General features: G+C 35.8%; 24 protein-coding genes. 6 read left to right on the top strand and 18 right to left on the bottom strand.

Annotated features, from left to right (window positions below; genetic code table 11):
- Window positions 1–32 precede the first annotated feature (32 nt).
- From EV197_RS07075 to EV197_RS07030, 10 genes are all read right to left on the bottom strand, one after another.
- Window positions 33–689: a DUF2490 domain-containing protein gene (locus EV197_RS07075; protein ID WP_130286021.1), complete on the bottom strand. Its 657-nt coding sequence runs from the start codon at window positions 687–689 to the stop codon at window positions 33–35.
- 86 nt (window positions 690–775) lie between these two features.
- Window positions 776–2,671 (bottom strand): alkyl sulfatase dimerization domain-containing protein, encoded by a 1,896-nt coding sequence (locus EV197_RS07070; RefSeq protein ID WP_130286020.1) that lies wholly within the window; start codon window positions 2,669–2,671, stop codon window positions 776–778.
- Window positions 2,672–2,922: 251 nt separating this feature from the next.
- Window positions 2,923–3,447 carry a hypothetical protein gene (locus tag EV197_RS07065; protein ID WP_130286019.1) on the bottom strand — a complete coding sequence of 175 codons (525 nt, stop codon included), beginning with the start codon at window positions 3,445–3,447 and terminating at the stop codon, window positions 2,923–2,925.
- Between the two features lie 65 nt (window positions 3,448–3,512).
- On the bottom strand, window positions 3,513–4,676 hold the full coding sequence (locus tag EV197_RS07060) for a sigma-54-dependent transcriptional regulator (protein WP_130286018.1): 1,164 nt from the start codon (window positions 4,674–4,676) through the stop codon (window positions 3,513–3,515).
- Window positions 4,676–5,572 carry a hypothetical protein gene (locus EV197_RS07055; RefSeq protein WP_130286017.1) on the bottom strand — a complete coding sequence of 299 codons (897 nt, stop codon included), beginning with the start codon at window positions 5,570–5,572 and terminating at the stop codon, window positions 4,676–4,678. Before EV197_RS07055 ends, EV197_RS07060 begins: the two co-directional genes overlap by 1 nt.
- 6 nt (window positions 5,573–5,578) lie before the next feature.
- Window positions 5,579–6,481 carry a mechanosensitive ion channel family protein gene (locus EV197_RS07050; RefSeq protein WP_130286016.1) on the bottom strand — a complete coding sequence of 301 codons (903 nt, stop codon included), beginning with the start codon at window positions 6,479–6,481 and terminating at the stop codon, window positions 5,579–5,581.
- Between the two features lie 5 nt (window positions 6,482–6,486).
- On the bottom strand, window positions 6,487–7,785 hold the full coding sequence (locus EV197_RS07045) for an ABC transporter permease (RefSeq protein WP_130286015.1): 1,299 nt from the start codon (window positions 7,783–7,785) through the stop codon (window positions 6,487–6,489).
- Window positions 7,778–8,707, bottom strand: coding sequence for an ABC transporter ATP-binding protein (locus EV197_RS07040; protein ID WP_130286014.1), 930 nt, complete (start codon window positions 8,705–8,707; stop codon window positions 7,778–7,780). Before EV197_RS07040 ends, EV197_RS07045 begins: the two co-directional genes overlap by 8 nt.
- Before the next feature lie 305 nt (window positions 8,708–9,012).
- A complete protein-coding gene (gene dnaJ, locus EV197_RS07035; RefSeq protein WP_130286013.1) occupies window positions 9,013–10,119 on the bottom strand; it encodes a molecular chaperone DnaJ in 1,107 nt (368 codons plus the stop codon).
- A 9-nt stretch (window positions 10,120–10,128) separates the two neighbouring features.
- Complete coding sequence (locus EV197_RS07030) at window positions 10,129–10,674, bottom strand: nucleotide exchange factor GrpE (protein WP_130286012.1); 546 nt, start codon at window positions 10,672–10,674, stop codon at window positions 10,129–10,131.
- Between the two features lie 165 nt (window positions 10,675–10,839).
- Here EV197_RS07030 and EV197_RS07025 point away from each other — a divergent pair, with 165 nt between their 5' ends.
- Window positions 10,840–11,511, top strand: a complete 672-nt coding sequence (locus tag EV197_RS07025) for a YceI family protein (protein WP_130286011.1) — start codon at window positions 10,840–10,842, stop codon at window positions 11,509–11,511.
- 66 nt (window positions 11,512–11,577) lie between these two features.
- Here EV197_RS07025 and EV197_RS07020 read toward each other — a convergent pair whose 3' ends face one another.
- From EV197_RS07020 to EV197_RS07010, 3 genes are all read right to left on the bottom strand, one after another.
- The gene (locus EV197_RS07020) at window positions 11,578–12,489 is read right to left on the bottom strand and encodes a TIGR01777 family oxidoreductase (RefSeq protein WP_130286010.1); all 912 of its coding nucleotides are present in this window, start codon (window positions 12,487–12,489) and stop codon (window positions 11,578–11,580) included.
- Between the two features lie 100 nt (window positions 12,490–12,589).
- Complete coding sequence (gene mnmC2, locus EV197_RS07015; RefSeq protein WP_130286009.1) at window positions 12,590–13,276, bottom strand: tRNA (5-methylaminomethyl-2-thiouridine)(34)-methyltransferase MnmC2; 687 nt, start codon at window positions 13,274–13,276, stop codon at window positions 12,590–12,592.
- Window positions 13,276–13,779 (bottom strand): DUF4920 domain-containing protein, encoded by a 504-nt coding sequence (locus tag EV197_RS07010; RefSeq protein ID WP_130286008.1) that lies wholly within the window; start codon window positions 13,777–13,779, stop codon window positions 13,276–13,278. Before EV197_RS07010 ends, mnmC2 begins: the two co-directional genes overlap by 1 nt.
- A gap of 153 nt (window positions 13,780–13,932) precedes the next feature.
- On the opposite strand from EV197_RS07010, the gene EV197_RS07005 reads away from it, so the two are divergent.
- Complete coding sequence (locus tag EV197_RS07005) at window positions 13,933–15,000, top strand: branched-chain amino acid aminotransferase (protein ID WP_130286007.1); 1,068 nt, start codon at window positions 13,933–13,935, stop codon at window positions 14,998–15,000.
- A 116-nt stretch (window positions 15,001–15,116) separates the two neighbouring features.
- Here EV197_RS07005 and EV197_RS07000 read toward each other — a convergent pair whose 3' ends face one another.
- Together EV197_RS07000 and EV197_RS06990 are read right to left on the bottom strand one after the other, a co-directional pair.
- A complete protein-coding gene (locus EV197_RS07000) occupies window positions 15,117–15,503 on the bottom strand; it encodes a pyrophosphohydrolase domain-containing protein (RefSeq protein ID WP_130286006.1) in 387 nt (128 codons plus the stop codon).
- Window positions 15,504–15,791: 288 nt separating this feature from the next.
- The gene (locus tag EV197_RS06990; RefSeq protein ID WP_130286004.1) at window positions 15,792–17,843 is read right to left on the bottom strand and encodes a dipeptidyl-peptidase 3 family protein; all 2,052 of its coding nucleotides are present in this window, start codon (window positions 17,841–17,843) and stop codon (window positions 15,792–15,794) included.
- Window positions 17,844–17,936: 93 nt separating this feature from the next.
- On the opposite strand from EV197_RS06990, the gene EV197_RS06985 reads away from it, so the two are divergent.
- The 3 genes from EV197_RS06985 (at window position 17,937) to EV197_RS06975 (ending at window position 20,802) form a co-directional block, all read left to right on the top strand.
- Window positions 17,937–18,971 carry an SRPBCC family protein gene (locus EV197_RS06985; RefSeq protein ID WP_130286003.1) on the top strand — a complete coding sequence of 345 codons (1,035 nt, stop codon included), beginning with the start codon at window positions 17,937–17,939 and terminating at the stop codon, window positions 18,969–18,971.
- Between the two features lie 61 nt (window positions 18,972–19,032).
- A complete protein-coding gene (crcB, locus tag EV197_RS06980; RefSeq protein ID WP_130286002.1) occupies window positions 19,033–19,407 on the top strand; it encodes a fluoride efflux transporter CrcB in 375 nt (124 codons plus the stop codon).
- Between the two features lie 273 nt (window positions 19,408–19,680).
- Window positions 19,681–20,802 carry a porin gene (locus EV197_RS06975; protein WP_130286001.1) on the top strand — a complete coding sequence of 374 codons (1,122 nt, stop codon included), beginning with the start codon at window positions 19,681–19,683 and terminating at the stop codon, window positions 20,800–20,802.
- Window positions 20,803–20,875: 73 nt separating this feature from the next.
- Here EV197_RS06975 and EV197_RS06970 read toward each other — a convergent pair whose 3' ends face one another.
- Entirely contained in the window at window positions 20,876–21,490 is a 615-nt protein-coding gene (locus EV197_RS06970; protein WP_130286000.1) for a DUF1684 domain-containing protein, read from the bottom strand.
- Window positions 21,491–21,620: 130 nt separating this feature from the next.
- Here EV197_RS06970 and EV197_RS06965 point away from each other — a divergent pair, with 130 nt between their 5' ends.
- Window positions 21,621–22,841 carry an MFS transporter gene (locus tag EV197_RS06965; protein ID WP_130286204.1) on the top strand — a complete coding sequence of 407 codons (1,221 nt, stop codon included), beginning with the start codon at window positions 21,621–21,623 and terminating at the stop codon, window positions 22,839–22,841.
- A 324-nt stretch (window positions 22,842–23,165) separates the two neighbouring features.
- On the opposite strand, the gene EV197_RS06960 is transcribed toward EV197_RS06965, so the two are convergent.
- Window positions 23,166–24,578 (bottom strand): hypothetical protein, encoded by a 1,413-nt coding sequence (locus EV197_RS06960; protein ID WP_130285999.1) that lies wholly within the window; start codon window positions 24,576–24,578, stop codon window positions 23,166–23,168.
- A gap of 219 nt (window positions 24,579–24,797) precedes the next feature.
- Window positions 24,798–25,232 carry an Lrp/AsnC family transcriptional regulator gene (locus tag EV197_RS06955; protein WP_130285998.1) on the bottom strand — a complete coding sequence of 145 codons (435 nt, stop codon included), beginning with the start codon at window positions 25,230–25,232 and terminating at the stop codon, window positions 24,798–24,800.
- Window positions 25,233–25,346: the final 114 nt, after the last annotated feature.

The raw sequence follows: 25,346 nt of genomic DNA, 5'->3' as shown, positions 1-25,346 counted from the left end.
ACTGAATAAGAATTTTGTTTTCGATAATGCTACTAAAATGCTATTTGAAAAGAAACAGTATTACCAATTCTATTAAAGTTACTACTGCTTCTAAGAAAAACTTCTCGTTGATATCCCAATTTTAAGGTAACCGTTTTGATCTCTTTTGATATAAAGGTTGAAAATCTCCTAGAAGTTGAATATCGCTCATTCAATACAGGATCTCTTAAAAAGAACCACTCAAATCCAGAGTTAATATTCCATTCGTTTCTTTTGTCAAATCTATAATTTAATTGAACTTTATATCTTGACCTTAGATATTGATCGTGTCTTGAAATGAAAAAATTACGCCATTCTACAGCTAACTTTTGCGCAAAGCTTATTTTTTTAAATAACGGAACTTTTAATCCAACACCTAAAGATGGTCTAAGTTCATAAAAATCACCCAAAATATTGTCAAAGCGATAGTTGTTTACCAACTTACCAAACAATAACCAATTCGAAGAAAGTTGATGTTCTAACTTTACGTTCAAAGCGCCTCTTCTCCATCTGCTTTTTTGATATGCATGCTTATAATTAGTTTCAACAAGTAATGATAATCGATCTAAAGAAAACAATTCTTTTTCAATATATACATCAAGAAAAAATTCATTTTGTGTATAACTTTTAGCACTTATTAATATGACTAAAGTAAATATGATCTTTTTCATAACATAACGTCACTTGTTATGCATCTAATGACTTTTAGTCAACTCAATTCTCCAATCTCCATTACCAAAAATGTAAACATGCTATCTTATCTTGAAGATAGGTTTATGGGCGACTTACTAAAATCAAAATAGTTTGCAAATGTATCTAATTGATTTATATCTCCATCGGCAGTACCGACTCCATTTTTGATTGCGTCTTTTACTTTTCCTTTACCTAAAACAAAGTCATATACAACACTACTTGGCACACTAAGCACTAAATCTGAATTTTGAGGGATATAATCGTAAAAGGCGGCAATTCCATTTCTAACGTGAAATCCATATTGTTCATTCCGATCCGATATGTTAAAACCAATTTTAAAATTTGCATCTGTCGCTTTGGGTGCATTTATTTTAACTCTCAAATTTTCAAGAATTGTTCCAATAGAAAACTGTTGAATAATAACCGGATTTGCAAAATCAAAAGCTCCCGATTTATCAAGAGTACCGTCCAACTCTTTTGCACCCGATAATGCAAAGTTTCTATAATAAATATTGGATTGATCAAATCCCCAAGCCTCCATCGCCCTAGCTTTAACATTTCTGGCAACAGTATCCTTAGGATTGGATCTAATCAAATGTGTAGTAATTTCCATAGCCCAGCCGTAGTCTTTAGCCTCAATAGCTTCTTCAGCTATTTTTAATATATTATCGCGACCTCCCATGGCAGACACGTACAATTTAGCTTTTCTATAAAAGGATGGTGTTGCAAGCTCAGTAGCATCACCAGAATACCATCCAAGATATCCGTTATACACGTTCCTGACCACGTGTTCTACACTACCATAAAATTCTTGTAACCAAGGATCCTTTTTGAGGTGTTCTGGTAATGAAACCAACGCCACCAATTCTTCTCTTGTGGCACCTTGGTTCATATGATAAATAGACTGATCGTGTGTATATTGAATAGCATCTCTGTAATTCTGAATGCGTTCTACAATAAATTCATTACCTACCCAGGATCTCATATGGGAGTGACTATAACTGTCACTTTTCTTAGCGTAAGCTAATAAATTATCAACACCTTTATACCATTTGACTAAATCTCTGTATTTTGTACCTCTGAGGGTATATAAATTCGGAAAAGACTCTCCCTGTACCGTTTCTGAACCGTGCACATGCTTTAAGTCAGGGAAATACACATCAATTTCATCTTCGGCATCACCATAAGCCTCAAATAGAATCATTTTTACACCAGCTACCTCTGTTATTAGCTCTCCTTTAACTTCGTCAGTAGGTCTATAAAAAGATATTTTACCTCCGGCAAAAGTAGGCCCTAAACCAGCGTGGACAAGTCCTTTTTCATTTTGCCCTAAATAAGTTGCTCCTCCGTATGCTGTCCGTTCTGTTAGTATAGACCCTACAACACTTGCGTCGTTAGCTAAATAATCCATAAATTGGTAATGCGCAAATATTTTTACCTCTCCATTGGTTACCTGTTTTTGAGTAACACCCATACCAGCAGCTCCAAATGAGTGATCTGGATGCCTGTGTGAATAAACAATTGCTTTAACCGGCAAATTAATACCAGTTACTTTTCTAAAATCTTCAATGATTCTTTTTGAAGCCTCATCACTTTCTCCGGGATCAACAACGATCAACCCATCATCACCAACCACAATTAAAGTAGAAGTTAATTGCCATCCTGCCATTAAGAATGCTTTATCTTTAACGGGTTCATAAACCGTCTTTGGCATTTGTTTGCCAAAAGAAGTCATCCTATCATTTATGAATTCACTATCCTTAGTAATTGCAAAATTATCGAATCTTTGACGTATTGGGGCTAGATTTTTTAGCACTTCCTCATCTGCATAAGGTTCAGTTGACAAGGGAACATTATGATCGATAACCTCAGGATCCAACAGTTTTTTATCAAATGTGGGGGATTCATTGCAACTGTAAAGAACAGTAAGCCCAAAGAAAGTTAAGATTAGATTTTTCATAATAGAATTTTAAGTAAGCTGATTTGTGTAAGTAAAAATTTTAGGAAATATGAGAATACCTTTTGAATAGGCATTGATTTTTATTTTTTCCTAAAGATAAAAATAAAATGAAAAAAGTTTCACATATTTTCATACTATTAATTGATTAATCCATTTTACGTTAAATTTATAATCCAGAAATCTTTAATTGAAATAATTCACAAAAATTATAAAGTGGATCTTGCAATCTTTTTCCACCTTAAAATTACTACCTATCTGGCATTAAAATCATAACTAAAACCAATCAATACGGTATGAAAATCATTACCTAAGCTTTTGAGATTTAGTTCTGCAAAAATGTGGATCGGTATAGCAACCTGATGTAAAGCCCTGAGTTTTATTTGTGCTCCGTGGTTAAACGTCTCCGAGCTTATCACCAAAAAAGCATCATCGCCGTCTTCAGTAATCAATTTAGAATTGTTACCAACATAGCCCATACCTGCAGTGATGGTGGTAGGATACCAGTTGAATAAAATGAGGTTGACACCTAAAGCCAATTCATTAAAACTTAAATCTTCTTCAGTATCACCAAAATCAAACGATCGATTGTATTCTGCCATATAAGTAGTATAGCAATTGGGCGCATATTCGATACGAACACCAAAGCCAACCTCAGCTTCGATACCAATCGTTTTACTACTGGTCAATCCATAATTCCAGGCTTGAGGCTCGTATTGTGCAGTTGCCATAACTGCAGAACTAAGCAGCAATCCTATCAAATACCTTTTAAATCTCATTGGGGCTATGACCTTTATGTTCAATTGGTAGTAGTAGTCGTACTTACGCTACTGACTTTACACTCTTATTTCGCTGCAAAAAGCTTTACATCTTCTTCATTAACTTCTTTACCTCCCAGAATAATTAAACGCTCAATAACGTTGCGCAATTCTCGGATATTACCTGTCCAATCGTACTGCTGTAATTGTTTGATGGCTTTGGGCGAAAACTTTTTTAAGGCCGTACCCTGCTCCTTTGCAATTTTATTGGCAAAATGCTCTACCAATAACGGAATGTCATCTCTACGATCATTTAATGGTGGTACCTGTACTAATATTACAGCTAATCGATGGTATAAATCTTCTCTAAATTTTTTATCCTCAATCTCCTGTTTGAGATCTTTGTTGGTTGCTGCCACCACACGTACATCTACCTTAATATCTTTATCACTACCCACACGTTGAATTTTATTTTCTTGCAGGGCGCGTAATACTTTTGCTTGAGCAGAAAGGCTCATATCTCCGATCTCATCTAAAAATATGGTTCCGCCATTGGCAGCTTCAAATTTACCGGCTCGATCTTTATTCGCAGAGGTAAACGCACCTTTAACGTGACCGAAAAGTTCACTTTCTATAAGCTCGCTAGGTATTGCTGCACAATTCACCTCGATCATCGGTCCTTTGGCACGTTGACTCTTTTCGTGTATCCAGTGCGCTACTAACTCTTTCCCGGTTCCGTTGGGACCTGTAATCAATACCCGGGCGTCGGTAGGTGCTACTTTTTCAATCATTTCTTTAATATCCGAAATCGCTTTAGACTCTCCGATCATTTCATAGTTCTTAGATACCTTTTTCTTCAGCATCGTATTTTCTACGACCAATTCTTTTCGATCCAATGCATTTCGAACGGTATTCAGCAAACGATTCAAATCTGGTGGCTTTGAGATATAATCAAACGCACCTAATCGCATCGTATTAACAGCGGTATCTAAATCCCCGTGACCGGAGATCATTACGATAGGAATTTCAGGTTTTATTTTTTTAACGGCTTCAAGCACTTCGACTCCGTCCATTTTAGGCATTTTTATATCACAGAGAATCAAGTCAAAATCATCTGCTTTTATCTTTTCTATACCTACCAGTCCATCTTCTGCTTCAATTACTTCATATTGATCACTTTCTTCTGATAGTATTTTAACCAATACTCTACGTATTGCTGATTCGTCTTCTATAACAAGTATTTTTGCCATTATATTTTAATTTTTATGCCGCTTCTAAAATAAAAAGTATTTTGATCATTAAGGATATACACATCCTCTTGATCCTTATCTCGTAAGCGAATTTCGTTTAATAATGTGTATCCTGCGTAAGCGTAATACAATAAGTGTTCCGTAAAATAATGTTCGTATCCCAACGCATTTACCACCGTAATCAAAGATATATTTTCTGCAATTTGGGTAAGCCCGTTTTGTGTAATGATACGATCATTTTGCAAGTTAGCATAGAATTGATCTAAACTCACAAAAAGTTGTAAGGTATTTTTTTCATTAAAGAAATATTTGATATTACTTTTTGGCGTACCCAAGGCAAAAGACCAACGTGGTTTAAAACGCCTATAGTAATTCAAAATAGGTAAGGGAAATCGTATACTTGCAGGGTTAGAATATTGTACTCCAACAATCAGCCTGGATTTTAGCGGTAACAAACTTTTGTCACTAGTTCGTATAAAATAAAAAGAACCTGTGTATCTAAAGTCATCTGCTTCAATGCCCGAAGCTTCAAAGTTCGACGACATCCTGGTTCCAAATTTGGCACCAAAACGCCAGTTCTGATTTATTTTAAAGGTATAACCTAGTGCCAGTCCATAAGTCTGTAATGCATCTAAACCCTGAGGATCAATAAAAGGTACCGGGTCTTTTACTTGAAGGCTGTGGTATCGATATTGGGTTTCTATAACGAGGTATGATCCCTTATCATTTAGTTTAAAAGGAATATTACCTGAGATTCTAAATCTACTAAATTGATTATCGCTTCCTTGCAGCGGTATATTCGTGTATTCTAATCGAGCTAAATCTGTACTTTGGCCGTACACGGCAAAAAAGCTGTGTACTAAAAAAAACAATAGGATGTTTTTTGTTGCCTTCATACCAACTTACTCCTTTTTCGAACCACCGGCCATAGTAACCACACGTTGTGGGAATGGAATTTCTACGTTATGCGCTCTAAACAAACGATCAATCTCAAATCGGATCTCACTTTTTGGAATGGCTGCCATAAAACTATCATTGATCGTAAATACCAGCCTAAAATTAAGCGAACTATCTCCGAAATTGGTGAATAATACCAAGGGTGCAGGCTTTTTAAGTACCATTTTATTTGACAATGCTGCTTTAATCAACAATTCTTTGACTAAAGTGGTATCACTACCGTACGCAACACCTACCTCGATAAACTCTCGGGTAATGATATTATTTTGGGTCCAGTTGTAAAGTGTATTGGTCAAATACAAATGGTTTGGAATAATAAGGACTTTATTATCTATAGTGACCGCTCTGGTGGTTCTGAGTTTTATCTCTTCTACTCTACCTATTTTACCATCTAATTCAATGATATCTCCAACGTGTACTGTTTTATCTATAAATATGAATATGCCCGATAATATATCCTGAAAAAAGGTTTGCAATGCCAAACCAACACCAACCAATAATGCTGCAGAGGCTGCAAAAACGGCGGTGATATTGAACCCAATACTATCTAAGGCAAAAAAGATGACAATGACATAAATAAAATATTTAGAAAATGAAAAAACAGAATCAAACTTTTGTTTGTCTGATGACTCCATTCTTCTTGTCACTATTTTGCGAACCATTCGCAGCAGCACTGTGGTTACTATAAAAACAATAAAGACAAAAATCAATAGTCCAACAGTTAGTACTAGCGGATTTTTATCTCCAAAATGAAAAATCTCATATTCCAGGAAATCCCGAACACTATCCCAGACATTTTCTTCGATAAATTCTTTTGCCTGTTCTGTAATTTCTTCTTGAATGATCATAGCAATTAATACTTAAGCCACTTAAACAATTCTTTGTAGGTCGGTTTTTTACCGTACATCAATATACCAATTCTATAAATCTTACCGGCAAACCAAATTACTAAAACAATACTAGCGATTAGTAATAGCATAGATATCGCCACTTCCCACCAGGGTACCCCAAATGGAATTCTCATCAGCATAACTATGGGAGAAGTCAGTGGAATCATAGAAAATATGGTCGAAATAGTACCGTGCGGATTTTCAATCACTGAGAAAAAACCTACGTAAATTCCTAGCATCAAGGGTAGGATAACCGGTAACATAAATTGTTGAGAATCGGTTTCGCTATCTACAGCAGCTCCAATCGCAGCATAAATAGCACTATACAAAAAGTAGCCTCCTATGAAATAGATCAAAAAAGAAACTACCAGCGTTAGCAATGGTAATTTTAAAATATCATTTAATATAAGTTGTATCTGTTCTTGGTTGGCACCTGCCATCGCTTCAGCAGCATCCATTGATGGCGGCTGTGCATTAACCCCAAATATAGAGGTGATTACCGTTAACAATATCCCTCCTAATAATACCCAAATAAAAAATTGTAAAATGCCCGCAAAGGAAGTGCCCAAGATTTTACCCAACATCAGTTGCATCGGTTTCACCGAAGAAATGATAATTTCGATAATACGATTCGATTTTTCTTCGATTACCGAGCGCATCACCATATTGCCATAGATAATGATAAACATCATTAAAAAATATCCTGCAGCTCCACCAAAAATCATCTTAATATATGTTGACATTTTTGATGTTTTCTCTCCTGAAAAATTTTCAATCTGTATATTGACACGGGCACGGGCTTCTTCTATTTTATGGATATCTAACCCTTGTTCTTTAAAATTTTGATTGGTAATTTTAGTGGCAATACTTTTTTCGATATTTCTTATAACGGAAATATTCGGTGATTCATCCGCGTAAAATTGCACTGATTCCTCCAGTTTGCTATTAGCCGTATTACCGGGAATATACAATAATCCATATAGCTCCTTTGATCGCACAGAATCTTTAGCCTGTTCTAGTTTATAGTCTGTATAATTTAAAAAGTTTACCTCTTCTGAGCTCTTTAAAATTTCAAAAAATGAACCTGTTTCATCAACAACTGCGACTTGTTTTACATCGCTGCTATTAATTGTCGCTAACCAACTAATTAACAAAATCATCCCTACAAAGATTAAGGGACTCAAAAATGTCATTACTACAAAAGTACGATTACGCACTCTGGCGATAAATTCTCTTTTAAGTATTAAGGGTAGATTATTCATTTTCTGAAACGGTTTTAATGAATATTTCATTTACAGTAGGGATCACTTCGTTAAAACGCAACACCCTACCATTTGCAGTCAGATAAGCCAATAGGTCATTAGGACTGGCATTATCCTCTAAGGTTACTTTTATTTTTAACTGCTCATCAATAGTTTTAAAGTTTGCATCAGTAACTACAAACTTTTGCTTCAATTCTTGTAACCTCCGATCCTGATCATCAAACAACACTCCAACTTCAAAGATATTCCCTTTATGTGACCTTTTGACGTCAGAGAGCTTTCCTTCTACTAATTTTTTAGACTTATTGATTAAAGCAATGTGGTCACAAAGTTCTTCTACACTCTCCATTCGATGTGTAGAAAAAATAATAGTTGCTCCTTCTTCTTTAAGTTTTAAAATTTCGTCTTTGATGATATTGGCATTTACAGGATCAAAACCACTAAAGGGTTCATCGAATATCAGTAGTTTTGGTTGATGTAAAACCGTTACAATAAATTGCACCTTTTGTGCCATCCCCTTGGACAACTCCTGAATCTTTTTACCCCACCAATGTGAAATTTCGAACTTATCGAACCAGTATTTAAGTCGTTCTTTAGCTTCTTGCTTTGACAACCCTTTTAATTGTGCCAGGTACAAGGCCTGCTCCCCTACTTTCATTGATTTGTATAGTCCTCGTTCCTCAGGTAAATAGCCTATATCTTTAATATGCAAAGGATGAAGTTTTTCTTGTCCAAGAAACACCTCACCTTCATCAGGCATGGTGATTTGATTTATAATACGAATTAGTGTGGTTTTGCCGGCTCCATTGGGTCCAAGCAGACCAAAAATACTACCTTCGGGTACCGATAAACTTACCGAATCCAGTGCAGTAAAAGAACCAAAATGCTTACTTACATTTTTTACTTCCAATAAATTTGTCATTGACATACGATTAAAGTGGAATATTACAAAAACTTAGAGAACTTCGCCTATAAAAAACGAGATTCTTATTCGGCTAAATTTCAAAATTAAAAACTTCAACAACCTGATACGCATAGATGAGGTCGTATTAAAAAGAAAACCCACCCTAAATACCAGGTATTAAGGATGGGAAAAAAATTGCTATGAAAAAGAAAAATTATCACTAAAAGTGTTAGTGATATCTCAAATATACAAATTTTTATTAATCAAATAACACTATTGTCAAGTCAATAACTGTATTAACCTCAATATGCTTTGATTTTTTGTTAAGAGAACATATCCTTTACTTTTTCGAAAAAGGACTTATCTCCGTTATCCGGATTTGGCTGAAAATGGTCATCTTTAGCCATTTTTTCGAAAAACTCGCGTTGCTCTCTGTTTAAGGTTTTTGGTGTCCACACATTAACGTGCACTAACAGATCTCCTTTACCATATCCATTAATACTTGGTATCCCCTTACCTCTTAATCTGAGGATTTTACCACTTTGCACACCTTCATCAATTTTTATCCTCACCTTACCGGATACGGTATCAATTTCTCTTGATGCACCTAAAGCTGCTTCAGAAAAACTGACATATAAATCATAGTGCAAATTATCACCTTCACGTTGCAGTTTAGGGTGTTCTAACTCTTCAATAGCAACCAGTAAATCCCCTGGAACTCCATTACCAGGAGCCTCATTACCTTTACCACTCACTTTAAGCTGCATACCATCTTCTACACCAGCAGGTATTTTAATACTCACTGTTTCTTCAGACACTTTTAACCCTTGCCCGTCAGCATCAGCAGGTCTATTATCGATAACCTGCCCTGCACCACCACAGCTACTACAGGTAGTAGCAGTTTGCATTCTACCGAGTATAGTATTGGTAACTCTGGTCATTTGACCGGTTCCGTTACAAGTTCCACAGGTTTTATACGTAGTACCCGGAGCTTGAACCTTCCGTTTTACCTTTATTTTCTTTTCAACACCATTGGCAATTTCCTCTAAGGTAAGCTTTACTCGGATACGTAAATTACTTCCTTTAACGCGTCGTTGACGACCGCCACCGCCGCCGAAACCACCAAAACCACCAAAACCACCAAATATGTCACCAAATTGGCTAAAGATGTCATCCATATTCATGCCACCTCCACCAAAGCCACCACCTTCAAAGGCCTGGTGACCGTATTGGTCATATTTAGCACGTTTATTAGGATCACCTAACACCTCATAGGCTTCAGCTGCTTTTTTGAAGTTTTCTTCAGCTACCGAATCTCCTGGATTTTTATCCGGGTGATATTTGATCGCCATTTTGCGATAGGCTTTTTTAATCTCTGCATCAGAGGCACTCTTACTTACGCCCAGTATTTCATAAAAATCTTGCTTCATATCCTCTATTTATTGACCAGTTACCACTTTTGGAAAACGAATTACTTTGTCACCCAACTTATACCCTTTTTCAATCACATCGACGATTTTGCCTTTCATATCTTCCGTTGGCGCAGGTATTTGTGTAATCGCTTCGTGATTATCGGCATTAAAAGTATCGCCAGCAGCAACTTCAATTTCTTCTAATCCTTTACCCTTTAAAGTTTCTTTCAACTTGTTATGGATAAGCTCAACACCTTTAATCAGATTTTTATCCTCCGATCGCTCTATTTCTTTCCACGCTCTATCAAAATCATCTAAAACTGGTAGCATAGATACTATTACATCTTGGCCTGCTGTCTTAAACAATTCTAAACGTTCTTTGGAAGTTCTTTTTTTGTAATTTTCGAATTCGGCAAAAAGTCTTAGGAATTTGTCTTTTTCCTTTTCTACTTCTTCTTTGAGCTGATCTTCTTTATTAACCGCTTCTTTCTCTGAAGATTCTTCTACAGATTCATCAACCATCTCTTCAACTTGGTCTTTCACCTCTTCTGTATGTTTGTCTTTCTTACTCATTGTAACTAGTACGTTTTACAAGTTTTGTTTTTGCAGCAGCAAAAGTACTGCCATTTTTCTTTTAATGTCATAATGTCACAGGAATATTTTAGTATTTATTTAAGAGCACTTCCCAGAGAAATCAAATAATTTTGATTGAGTTCTAAACTAAAACCTAAATAATTTATGAAAACTAGAGTTGGTAATTTATTAGTAATAGCAGCCATTCTGCTAACCGCTATTTCTTGTAAAAACGAGAAAAAAAATGAAGCAGAAGTATCAGATGCAGAAGAAGTAAAAGAAGCACCGGTAGAGGCGGTTGTATTTACCGTCGACCCAGCAGCAAGTATGGTAGCCTGGACCGGATCTAAACCGACAGGTGAGCACACCGGTACCATCAATGTTGCTAAAGGATCCGTTACTACCAAATATGGAAAAGTAGAAAGTGGTGACTTTACTATTGACATGACTTCTATTGAAGTTACAGACCTCGAAGGTGATGAAAAAGCTAGTCTTGAAGGGCACTTAAAAGGTGAAGGAGAAGGAAAAGAAGATCACTTTTTTAATGTAGCGGAATATCCTACTGCCAAATTTGAAATTACCGGAATTACCGAAAATGAAGGTAAAGCAATGATCAAAGGAAATTTAACCTTAAAAGGAAAATCTAAAAATATTTCATTTCCTGCGACTTCTACCATCAATGGCGATATGATGGAATTAACATCTGAGCCATTTACCATCAACCGAACAGATTGGGGTGTAAATTATGGATCAAAATCTGTCTTTGAAAACTTAGGAGATAAGTTCATCAATGACGATGTAGAAGTGAAGATTATGGTAAAAGCTAAAAAAGCATAATAGTACAATAATTCTTATAAATAAAGGCTGCTTTAGAAAAGCAGCTTTTATTTATTTCAAAAAAACCTATATATCTTGCACTAAATCCTTAACCGCAGGGGGAAGGTTGTCATAAATAAAACTATAGCCTGCCTCTTGAATTTTATCCGCACTTACTCGTTGACTATCAAATAATAAACGATGCATTTTACCTAAAAGTAATGCCATTGCAAATTTTGGAACTCTTGGCAAGTATATAGTCTTGTCCAATTCGTTTGCTGTACAATGTGTTAATTTATGATTCGTAACTGGATTAGGTGCCACCGCATTAAATACGCCAATAAGTTCTTGTTCTACGGCAAACAAAAAGATTGCAGCTAAATCGTCTATATGAATCCAACTCTGCCACTGTTTACCGCTTCCAAAAACAGCCCCAAGTCCATATTTTATGGGTTTAGCAATTTTAGGATAAGCGCCTCCTTTACTGGCTAGGACTAAGCCTATTCTTAAGATACACACATCTATATCTAAAGCATTGAATTTTTCTACGCTATACTCCCACTTATTCACCACATCCCCCAGAAAGCCAAAATCTTTTTCACTACTCGTTTCTCTATAATAGTTCTGCAAAGAGCTAGGGTAAATTCCTATAGCACTTGCGGAAACGATTTGTCGAATACTGTGTTTGGTGTTAATTAAAGTTTCGCGCAGCAGATTAGTACTTTGTACTCTACTATTAATAATTTCTTTGCGATATTTAGGCGTCCAACGCTTGGCAATTGTGGCTCCAACTAAGTTTATGATTACCTCAACGTCATCAAAACAGGCAGCATCGATATCACCTTTGGCAGGGTTCCAATAAAAACCCTGATAGTTTCCTTCAGAAACTATTTTGCTTTTACTTGTAGTAAGATAATTAACCCGTATACCAGACTGATGACAAAGTTTTACAACTTCTTGACCAATCATACCAGTAGCGCCGGTTATTAAAACCCTCATAGCTTAGTTTTGACACAAATTACGAAGAACACCAGTATAATTCCTATGGATTTATTAAAGGTTTAACAGACCAAATGCTGTTAAACTTGTCTAAAAAACACTAAGGTTTTAGTGCCCTTAACATTTCCCGTTTACCAGGAGGTCCAGGTAAGCGCTCCACAGTAAAACCAACCTCTTCCATAGCTCTCCGCACGCTTCCTTTAGCTGCATAGGTAACCAAAACTCCTTGGGTTTTTAATGCGATATACATTTTTTTAAAGATTGCGACCGTCCACAATTCAGGTTGCACACGGGCACCAAAGGCGTCGAAATAAATCAGATCGTAACAATGCTCATCAGCAATGTCCTTAAAAAACTGCTTTCTTTTGGTTAATGAAAAGTTGTCACCTATGCTCGTAGGGCTTTCCCAGGGTGCGTCGTGCATCGCTAAGAAACTGGCTGCCTCCCCGGCTACATCAAGCTGTTTGGCATAATGCAGTTGCTGTATTTCTTTTAGCGCTACAGGGTAAGCCTCAACCCCAGTATACTGTATTGGCACGGCGTTATTGTTAGCTTCTAAATATGTGATAAAAGCATTTAAACCTGTACCGAAGCCAATTTCGAGAATTGACAAGGGAGTATTCGTATTTCGTTTTGTGCTGTAGTGAAATCCGTGTTTTATGAAGACGTGCTTCGCTTCTTGGATAGCACCGTGTTTAGAATGGTATTGCTCATTCCAATCTGGGAGATGAATGGTTGCAGATCCATCTCCCGTAATGAGTATCTCTCTTTTTTGAGGTTTCTGCATTATTGGTTTTTCACTAATACTGCATCAGCTGTAAAAGAATAGGTTTTTTTAGGCGTTGTAATTTTGGCAATTTCTTCTTCAGATTGACCACCATCTTTTGCAAAATGTTTTTGGTCCTCTACAGACATCTCAGTAACAAATGCTTTACCTTGTACAATAACTTCTTTGCCTTGGATATCCTTGGGCACAAAAAAACTGTAGTCTTTAAATTTCACCATAGTTTCTTCTTGATTAAGACCAAGCTTCATCCAACAACCTTTAGCTTTACACACATCATTAACGGTACTAGTAAATGCTATATCCAAGGTATCCCCTTCTTCTAATTTTTGATAGGTAGAAGCGATAGCATCTTGACTATAAATTTTATCCATAGTCACCGATTCCCCAAATGGTGCGTAGTTTTCGGTTTTTACTTTTGACAAAGAAACATAAGTTTTGTCATAATTCTTTTGGCAGGCAATTGTTAAGACAAGCACGGTAAAAAATAATCCTAATTTTTTCATATTACGTTTGAATTACTGAATTTGGTAAAATTAAACATTTTTAGAATTTCAATTTGCCCAGAAAAAAGTATTTTTGTGAAGTTATGAGAAACAAATTTTAAAAACGCAATTCTTGCGTGTGGTTTCTCCGAATTTTAAATTTAAACAAATCCAATGAAAAACACAACTTCGCAGACCGTAGAGATACATAAGGCAAAAACGTCTAAAATAGATCAAGTTGACTTTGAAAACCTGACGTTTGGTAAAATTTTTACTGACCATATGTTTGTTTGTGATTATGTGGATGGCAAATGGCAAACCCCTAAGATCACACCCTATGGACCGATGAGTTTTGATCCTTCAGCTCGGGTTTTTCATTATGGACAAGCAGTTTTTGAGGGTATGAAAGCCTATAAAGATGACAATGGCGATGTTTTCTTATTCAGACCTGATGAAAACTACAACCGTATCAATAAGTCAGCTGAACGACTGGCAATGCCTGAATTTCCTGAACATTATTTCTTTGAAGGACTAACCACTTTACTTCAGTTGGATAACGATTGGATTAAACCGGGTTATGGAAATTCGCTTTACATCAGACCTTTTGTTATTGCTACACAACCTAGTGTTTCTGCCTCTGAGGCTAATGAATACCGTTTTATTATTATTTGCTCTCCGGCACAAGCCTATTATAGTGGTGATGTTAGTGTATTGATAGAAGAAAAATACAGTCGATCTGCAAATGGTGGGTTTGGTTATGCCAAAGCGGCTGGTAATTATGCTGGTCAATTTTATCCAACTAAACTGGCTAAAGAAAAAGGTTACCAACAAATCATCTGGACCGATGCCAACACACACGAGTACCTAGAAGAAGCAGGTACGATGAATGTGTTTTTTAGAATTGGAGATAAGTTAATAACTGCACCAGTTAGTGACCGAATTTTGGATGGGGTTACCCGTAAAAGCTTAATCGCTTTAGCAGAAAAACAAGGATACGACATAGAAGTACGACCTATAAAAGTAGAAGAAATAATAGCAGCTGCAAAAAATGGCAACTTAAATGAAATTTTTGGTGCGGGAACCGCCGCAGTGATAAGCCCCGTAAAAGCCTTTGGTTACAAAGGGGAACACTACGAATTACCAAAGCAAGACAATCCCTATGCAGCACATTTTAAAAAAGCATTAATGGATATCCAATACAACAAAGCGGAGGATACTTTTGGATGGCGATACAAAGTATAAACCTACAAAATTATACTTTTTTATTTTCACGCTGAGTACATACAGTCCTATAGTAAAAGGCATTATGAACTCAGCGTGTAGTTTTTTATGTTGGTGGCAGGATTTTATAGCCTCTATTAACGATCCAAAATTTCCTTAATATTAGGCTTAAAGTAATTAGGGCCTTTCAAGACCTTACCGTCTTCTCTATAAATCGGTTTACCGTCTTCGCCTAGCTTACTCATATTACTACGTTGAATCTCATGGAAGACCTCTTCAATTTTGTGTTGTAATCCATGCTCTATAATTGTTCCGCATAAAATATAAAGCATATCACCTAAAGCATCGGCAACCTCAACGATATTACCGTCCTCGGCAGCTTCTAAATATTCTTCATTCTCCTCTTTCATTAGATTAAAGCGAAGAAGGTTTTTGGCTTTGCCTAAATCAGCTATCGGCTCTTTTTGATAACCAATGTTGAACGCGGTATGAAATTCTTGCACGGCAGTAATCTTATCTTTCATGATTATTTTTTTATCAATTATCTTTGCCGTAAAAATAAGAATTTATGTTTAGTACAGGTCAGTTGATATTTGCAGGTTGCTTCGTTTTAGCGTTTATAATCATAATGATTTATAGCTACCGAAAAGACATTACCTTACACCGCAAATACTACAGAGGAAGCTTGTATATTTTACTGGCATTCACGGTGTTTGTGGCGCTGTTATTTGCGCTTAAAAGTTATTTGCACCCATAAAAAAAGGTGCCCTAATTAAGTGACACCTTTTTTGAATACTGTATGTATTGCTCTATTAATTTACCACAGGCAAATAATTATAGTTTTTACTATAGTCTAACATTTGAGAAACAAAGTCTTCCGGCTGTGTTATCTTAATATCTGTGATCTCTCCAGCTTCATTAGTTTCAGGAACTAAAACTGGATTTACAAATCCACTGTAAGGAGCTGATGTAAATTGTTTATTTCGCTCCAGAACTTCCTCGTGTATAGCCTGGTCTACTTTAACTCCATAACCTTCTACCAATTCTTCGGCTGCTTTGTAGTCACCTTCAGATTTAATTCTTTGAGTTTCCTTAAGTAGTCTTCCAAAAATCTCTTTAAGCTTTTCGTAGTCATTGATATTAAAATAGGTTTTACCGTCTTTTGTTACTTTTTCAATAACATTATCGGCTTTGCCTTGTTCATACGCCCAAGCACTAACCCATTGGCGGTTACGCATATGTGCTTCTTCTACATCATCACCTAAGTTTAAACGAATAAGTTGAGTCATCAAACCATTGCGGATATAACCGTCATATGCTGCTTTTCCTACTGCTTTCCAATCTTCTACTAAACCTAGTTCCTCTAATTTAGGATCCATTAGATAATACAACCCAACTAAATCAGCTCGACCCTCTTCTAAAGTTGAAGCGTAATTTTTTAAGGTTTCTTTGGTTTCTCCAACTCCAGGATTTAATTGTCCAGAAGCATGACCGATAACTTCGTGCAATGCTGTATGTAGTTTATCCGCTAATTGACCATACTTTTCTTCCAATTGAATTTCCTCTTCATCGTGTGCAAATTCTTTTAATCTATCTGATCCACCAGCGTTATTGTAAGCGTTGATGATATTACCTAGCGAAACGGATTTAGATCCCACTTCTTTTCTGATCCAATTGGCGTTGGGTAAATTTACACCTATCGGCGTACTTGGTGATGCATCACCTGCTTCTCCTGCTACGGTAACTACTTTATAGCTTACCCCCACAACATTTTCTTTCTTATGCGCTTCCATCAATGGTGAATTATCTTCAAACCACTGTGCATTTTCTGATAATACTGCCATTTTCTCGGACATATCAAAATCCTTAATTTGCACAATAGTTTCATAAGATCCTCGGTAGCCTAGTGGATCATTGTACACTTCAATAAAACTATTGATATAGTCGATATCACCTTCGGTAGCCTTGGTCCAAGCTACGTTATAATCGTCCCAGGTTTTGAGGTCACCTGTCTTATAATATTCGATCAGTAGACCTATGGCATCTCCTTGCTGTTGGTTTTCTGCTACACCTTTAGCCTTTTCTAACCACACAATAATTTGATCAATAGCGGAGCCATACAAGCCACCTGATTTGTACACTTTCTCCTTAAGTTCTCCATTTTCTTTAACCAACTTAGAGTTTAAACCAAATGATAATGGTTGATCTGGGTTAGGGGACTTCTTTTTGGCATAAAATGCTTCCACGTCCGCATTAGTTACGTTAGGTCCATAAAAATTTACAGCCGATTGGGCTACGTTATCAATACCTTTAGCTTGATTTACTTTCTTAGCATCTTTGTTGTTAAAAATAACGTCAAATGCCTCTCCACTAAGCTCCGTATTCGTCTCTGCTAATAGTATTGACAAATATTCCTTAGAAAAAGAAGGTTTTAATTTATCATTACTGTAATGATGGTGTATCCCATTCGAAAACCAAACCCGCTTTAGGTACTCTTCAAAAGCTTTCCAATCCTCAGTATTCTTATCTCCTTGATAAGAAGTGTAGCTATTTTCTAAAGCTTTGCGAATGCTTAGGTTATGTCGGTAGTTTTGATCCCACATAATATCTCTACCACTAAGACCTGCTTGAACCAGATAATACACTAACTTTTTTTTGTCGAGCGACAAATTGTCCCAACCCGGAATTTGGTATCGCAAAATTTTGATATCGGCAAATTGCTCTACCGTATAATCAAATTTATCGGACACAGCCGGTTGCTGATCTTTTTGGCTGTTAATTTGATCTTGAACGCTCGGCTCATTCTTACACGCAATAACACCGATTGCAATCGCCAAGGTTAAGCATATTTTAAAAATCTTCATAAATTATTATTTTATTTTGGTAAAAATAGCAAAATAATAAATCGATGTTAAAAATGTTTATATTAGCTAAACAAACATCTTAAACCAATCGTCATGAAAATCATTAAATATCTTTTCTTTCTATTATTATTTGCCATTATTGCTGGAGCAGTATATGTTTTTACCATTGATGGAGATTATCAAGTAGAAGAAAGTAAAGTTATTGAAGCACCAGATGAATTATTATTTGACACCGTCAATTATTTTCGTACTTGGGAAAAGTGGGGACCCTGGATGGAGGAAACTGATGATATGATTATCACCTATGCAGATAAGGTTAGTGGACCCGGAGCTTATTACAGTTGGAAAAGTGAAACGGAAGGTGACGGAAATATGGAAACCGTAAAAGTAGCACCTTTTAGCAGTATCGATCAAAAAATAACGTTTATCACTCCGATGGGAGAAAGTGTAAGTGATGTGTATTGGAAATTTGAAAAAATTGAACCTAAGAAAACTAAAGTAACCTGGGGAATGAAAGGAACACAGTCCTTTATGGAAAAGCTTTATTGGGTAATTCAGGACAGTACATTATCACAAAGTATAAAACCCATGTATGCTAAAGGACTTAATAACATAGAAGAATATGTACAAGAAAGGATGGAAGCCTATTCCATCAGTGTAGATGGAGTAACAGAGCACGGAGGTGGATTTTATATGTATTCTGCAACGGCCTCAGACATAGCAATCATACCTGAAAAAATGAAACAAATGCTACCGACAGTGGACAGCTATATGTATCAGAATAATCTTCCAAAAACGGGAATGCCTTTTACCCTTTATAATGAGTACAATGAAGAGCAGGGTACTGCAATTTATTCTGTGGGTATACCTACTAGAGATAAAGTTATAACCCCTCAAGAAAGCGCAGTATTATGCGGTTTTATGCCTCGTCAAAAAGTGATTAAAACTACTTTAAAGGGCGATTTTAAAAACCTGGAAGAAGCCTGGGATAAAACATATGATTATATGGCGAAAAACAACCTTGAGGCTCTCGAAAACGGCTCTCCTTTTGAAGTATACCGTGTAGATCCAAATATTCAGCCTAATCCTGCAGAATGGATTACAGAAATATATATTCCAATCAAATAAAATAGTCATAAACCTACAGCATACACAATAGCTGTAGGTTTACTTAAATTATATACAACCGTTGTTTAAACATCTTCTATATATCTTTATAGGTGGCGGTCTAGGTAGTGTACTTAGATACCTTATCAGCAAAACTGCAAATAATCCAGAAAACCTGATCCCCTACGGCACCTTGACCGTCAATGTGGTTGGTAGCTTATTAATCGGTGTAGTTATGGGCTTTGCCTTAAAAAACAGCAGTGCTTATCAACCCTTGATTTTAACAGTAGCCACAGGATTTTGCGGTGGATTTACTACTTTTTCTGCCTTTTCATTTGAAAACTATGTATTGTTAAAAAACGGAGACTATCTTAGCTTTATGATCTATTTTTCGCTTTCACTTCTCTTAGGAATCATAGCTGTTGTTACAGGAGTATTTTTAGTTAAAAACTTTTAATCAAATCTCTTAAAAAACTTTAAAAATCGAATCCTATTGTCTTATTCATTAAGATTAATTTTAAATTTTCCCTAAAAAACGTTAAAAAAATCAGTTTCATATTCTCAAAAAAGCATCATTTAAAAAAGTAAACCCCTATTTTATTAGGGTTAAAAATCAAAAACTGATAAAAATAAATAATTACCCCTTGTTTATCATTGGGTTATGAATGTTTTCATATAGATTTAACATACCAATTAAAAACCAAATTATAAGAATAATTAATTGTTTATTATGAAAACACAAACCTTTACACACATTTTAAAAAGACTCACTTTTATGAGTTTAGCGCTGAGCTTTTTAGGTATGCAAGCGCAGGAGGAAACAGAAAAGAAATGGTTCGACAATGTAAATGTCAGCGGATCTGTTGATGGATATTATCGTTATAACATCACAGCAGATAATCGTGATTTTTTTGCTCCGGGGACTTCTTTTGTAAACAGAGCAGGATTTGCTTTGGGCATGGCAAACGTGATATTGAATTATGAAGGATCAAAAGTTGGTTTTGTAGCTGATTTAGTATACGGCCCCAGAGGCGAAGAAGCTGTTTTTCTTTCTACAGGATCTTCTCAAATCGTAAATCAATTGTATGTCTACTGGAATGTATCCGAAAAAGTAAAGCTGACATTTGGAAATTTTAATACTTACTTAGGCTACGAGGTGATCTCACCAGTCGGTAATTTTAACTACTCTACCTCGTATATGTTTTCCTACGGTCCGTTTTCGCATACGGGACTAAAAGCTGATTTTGCACTTAACGATGAATGGTCTGCGATGCTAGCCGTAATGAACCCCACCGATTATACTGAAAGTAATCCTTTTGACACTTATATCGTGGGGGCTCAATTAGGCTATAGCGGAGAAACAGGTAGTGCGTTTCTAAACTTTAGATATGGCAACGAAGGGGAGCCTGGAGCGGTAGGCCCTACATTCCAAGCAGATTTAACCACAGGTTGGGACCTTACGGAAAGCTTTTACTTAGGGATTAATGGTACTTACTTATCCACCGAACCACAAGGAGACGGAGACGCCTCAGGGTTTTATGGAATCGCATTATATCCACAACTAAAAACATCCGAATCCTTTACCATTGGACTGAGAGGGGAATACTTTGCCCAATACAATGGCGGACTGGTTTTTGCAGATGGTGGTGGTTTTATCTCTCCAATAGCGTTTGATAATGAAGGAGATGGTGATGTTATTGCGATAACCCTAACCGGCAGTTATGATGTTGGCGATTTAACCTTAAAACCAGAATTTAGATTAGATTCGTCTGAAGATGTATTTTTAGACAAAGACGATGAGGTTACAAGTACACTAGCTTCTTTTGTGGTAGGCGCCATTTATAAATTTTAATCCACCAAGTTTTTATTATACTAATTATTGTTTGTTTTAAGAAAGCCAAAGGTGTTACGGTCTTGTAGCACCTTTAGTTATTTTCTTTATGCTTACTAAAAGCTCTTACCCCTGCATTAATTTGTAATTTAATATGATTATCGGCAGGAGGAATCGGACAAGAGTATCGCTCATTATACGCACAATATGGATTATACGCTCTATTGAAATCTATAAGTATATGTTCACCTTCCGGAATACGAAGGTCAATAAAGCGCCCACCAGCGTAAGTAGTTTCTCCGTTGCTCAAATCTGTAAAAGGAAGAAATAAATAGTTTTCATATTCTGGTTGTGTACTCAACTCCTGATTTTGGTAAATATTAAGTACCATTGCTTTTCCTTTGAGCTTAAAATGGGCTTCACCATATTTAACATATATCGGCTCACGACTAGTAGTCGTTTTCATGATAAATGGAGTTTCGTAAGGCGTTCTAACAAATTTTGCCTTGATGCTATAGGCCGTATTTATTTTAAAGAACTCAAGGGTTTTAAATTCTTTCAGATCTTTTTTAGTAAGCGGTGACGTTTCTTCTGAAGCAAATTTAGCATTTAATTCTGCTTGAAATTCAAGTATCGCTTCTACCTCACCAACCTGCTGACCAGCAGCTACCTGGAATACAAATAAAAATACGACCACAAAATTTTTCACCTAACTTCCTTTTTTTTTTGCAAAAGTACAAACCTTACTGATTTTACTGTTTAATTTTTTTAAAATTATCATCTAATATGCTATAATATTCTACTTTTATCGAAAATTTGATCTAATTCCCCAGTCAGTGATGCTTCGAAAAATGATTTTACACTACACCAGCTCTTTTAGCGGACTCTCCAGAGAGGTTTGGTGGTTGGCACTCATAACACTGATTAACCGAGCAGGAGCTATGGTCATTCCTTTTTTGTCGCTTTACCTTAAAGACTCCTTAGGTTTTGAAGTGTCGCAGGTCGGTTGGATTATGACGAGTTTCGGCTTGGGTTCTTTTTTTGGATCATGGATCGGAGGTAAACTCAGTGATTTAATTGGGTATTACAAGGTTATTTTAGGATCATTAATATTAAGCGGCATTTCTTTCATTTGCATACAGTACATACATTCATTTTGGGGCATTTGCATCGCTTTTTTTATCTTAATATCTATAGCAGATGCAGCCAGACCTGCATTTTTCGTGGCATTAAGCGCTTATAGTAAGCCTGAAAACAAAACACGCTCCCTAACCTTTATACGTTTAGCTATAAATTTGGGATTCACTGCTGGGCCAGCTTTAGGAGGATTGATCATTGCTATAGTGGGTTATAATGGCTTATTTTGGGTAGATGGAGTAACCTGTGTATTAGCCGGGTTAGTTATGATCAAGACACTAAACCCAAAAAAGGCAAGGATTTCTGACCAGGAAAAGGTTATTGCAAACCCTTTACCTGCTCATAAAGATGGATTATATGTAATTTTTTTACTCTCGTTAGCAATTTTTGGGTTTATATTCGTTCAGTATTTTTCGACCATACCGCTTTACTATAAAGAAGTTCATAAGCTATCTGAAAAAAGTATTGGTCTACTATTAGCGATGAATGGTTTTATCATTTTTATTTTTGAAATGCCCCTAATTGCTTATTTAGAAAAAACGAGTATTTCCAAACTGGGTAACGTAATCGTTGGTTTTGTATTGACCGGATTAAGTTTCTTACTACTTTTAATAACTCCTTGGTCAGGGATACTAATCATCGGAATGATCCTGGCCACCCTTGGCGAAATGGTTGCTTTTCCCTTTGGAAACTCCTTTGCTTTGGAACGTTCTAAACGTGGGCGTCAAGGAGCCTATATGGGATTGTATAGTATGGCTTTCTCTTTAGCGCACATTTTTGGTCATAATTCGGGTATGCAATTCATTGCAACCTACGGATATGATAAGAATTGGTTATTTATGGCACTAATGGCGGTTATCGGAATGGGACTTCTGTACTACGTAAAGTGGAAGGCAGTTCGTTTAGATACTCGTATGCTGTGACACTTAACTATTTAACAACATATTGGTAAAAGCACCCCATAAAAAAAGCGTTCCTCCGATAAGAAACGCTTGTTTAGTATAGGGCAAATTTCGTACTCTCTTTAGCTTCCGGATTTGGGGTCTTTCAGACTAATGTCCTCACACTTAATTTAGCCCTGATGTATTCCAAATTAATATTCTAAATCAATATCGTCATATCGGTTAAAATGTTAATTCTGGTCGTACATCAAGTATTTTTTAATTATGTAAATGTAAAACAAAAAACATTTACTTCCAAATATTTTTACGATAAAAAACATATTTATTCGATGAAATACACAAATTTCATTGTTTATACAAGGAATACCTAGTAATCCCAAAATGTTTTTTTATGATTTGGTTGTATTCTTTAGTCATTTTTAGTGCTGTTGTACCTTCTATTTCATAAAGACTTTCGAAATCATCATACCCGTTGGCTAGCAGCTTTTGTAAAAAACCTAGAGCTGTTTCATAATCACCATCCATAGCACAGAAACCAATTACTTTTTTATGCGAATCGAAATCTTTTGGATCTAACAAGGTGATAAACATATTACTGAATATTTTAGCTTCTATGTTTTGCTCTAAATTTTCCTCATTATAGGCTTCCACAGCATCCTTTAAAAACAACTTGATGCGAATAGCCATATTTCTCCAATGTTTATCTTCTTCTTGAATAAATGTATCAAGTTTCGCTATTTCCGCTCTCCACCAATCTAAATTTTGGTAGTTGATAGCCGTAAGATCCTTTTTTATATAATTTAAATAATTAACAGTTAAGAGTTCTTCTTCGTAAAGCGCTTGCGTAAAACTAGATAGCTCTTCTTTATAGTCTTTACTGTTCAGGATATTTTTTTCTATAGTCGCCAACGAATCCTTAGGGTAAAAATCTAAATAGTTCTGCTTTATTTCAACAATTTGGTCTTGAGCATAAACGTATTCTTTATTTCTCAACATTTTATTTACTCTGTTTAAATCTTCTTTTAGCGCTTTTTTTATCCATATTGAATCTAATTTCGTTCTCCCCTTAAACATTGCTTGTAGCGTCAATCTAGAAAGCACTTGTCGCGTAACTTGCGTTGGAGGGAAATCAAAATCTGAATCATAAACAGCAACCTCAGCAGGTATAGCTCTTTGGGTTAATAATTCGTTTAGCCTTATAAAATAACTAAACTCCTTTCGTTGTGGGTGTACGATTCCGTAGTAGTAAAAATTCTTTTTAGGTTTATAGGTTTCATCATAGACGATACTATTGTTAACAGCAATAGTACCCGCAAAATTATCTGGATAAAGCACAGGCACTAAAGAAGACAATTCGGCATCCAATCCCTCCCCAATCGTATAAACACGATCTTGTTGAATTGAGAAATAAGCTACAATATACCCTAAGAAATTTACAAATTCTACGGCTGTACTTTCTAGTGAATCCTTTTGGTCCGTATTTAAAATCGCTATAACATATCCATATTCATTTGCAGCTTCTTTGAAAACATGGGCTAAAGCAGCTGAGTTAGGGGTGGATTCGATACCGATTAGTAGTGGCCATTTTTTATCAACCGTAAAGTTTTCCGGCAGATAAAGACTATAGGTGTTATCACTTGAAGCCTGAGACAAGGAATTGACCACTATACCTTTTTTTAAGGTGAGTGTATCTTGTGCAAGTAAGCCCTTGGTATTCGAAAGCATTAACAGCGTAAATAAAATTTTTATAAGTCTCATATCGTAATGTTAGTTAGGTAACCTAAAGTTAATCGTAAAGTACATTGGTATAAAGAATATGAACATTAAAAAACATCCATTTAAACTAATGGATGTTTTTTTATCTATCACAATTACTATCCCTTGCACTATCTTTAAGTATCAGTACCTAATGTCCTCACACAAGGAGACAAATTCTTTACTTATTTGATAACAAAAGCTGTGCCATAATACCCAATTCTAAACTACTGGATTATTTTTAATCAAGGAGGACAGCACGATATGTGTCTTTACCTCACCGTATGTAATTAATTTATCAATAAACTCCTGCAGGTGTATTTGATCTCGTAATACCACTTCCATAATGATATTTTCATTCCCAGTGATTCGATAACAATTGACAATTTCGCTAAATTCAGTAGTTTTTATTAAAAAAGGCTGTAATCTACCCACAAAGGCTTTTAAGGTAATCATCGCTTTAAGCTGATAACCCATCTTAGTGAATGAAACCTCTGTATGATATCCTTTGATAATATCAAAATCCTCCATTTTTTTGATGCGTTCGGCCACTGCTGGTGAACTCAGCCCTACTTTTCTTCCTATTTCGGCATTGCTTAATCTAGCGTTTTGCTGCAGTAGTTTTAAAATTTGAAGATTAATTACATCTACCTTCATATACACTTTGAGAATTAAATATTATTAACAAATATACTTTAATTTATAAGGTTATTTAACTACTTATCCTTAATTATTAAACAATATTCCTTTACAGAGTACTTAAATTTGATA

The sequence above is a fragment of the Aquimarina brevivitae genome (genome assembly GCF_004216895.1).
Lineage (GTDB): Bacteria > Bacteroidota > Bacteroidia > Flavobacteriales > Flavobacteriaceae > Aquimarina > Aquimarina brevivitae.
Note: the sequence above shows the minus strand (reverse complement) of the source record. Positions and strands in the feature narration are given on the sequence as shown.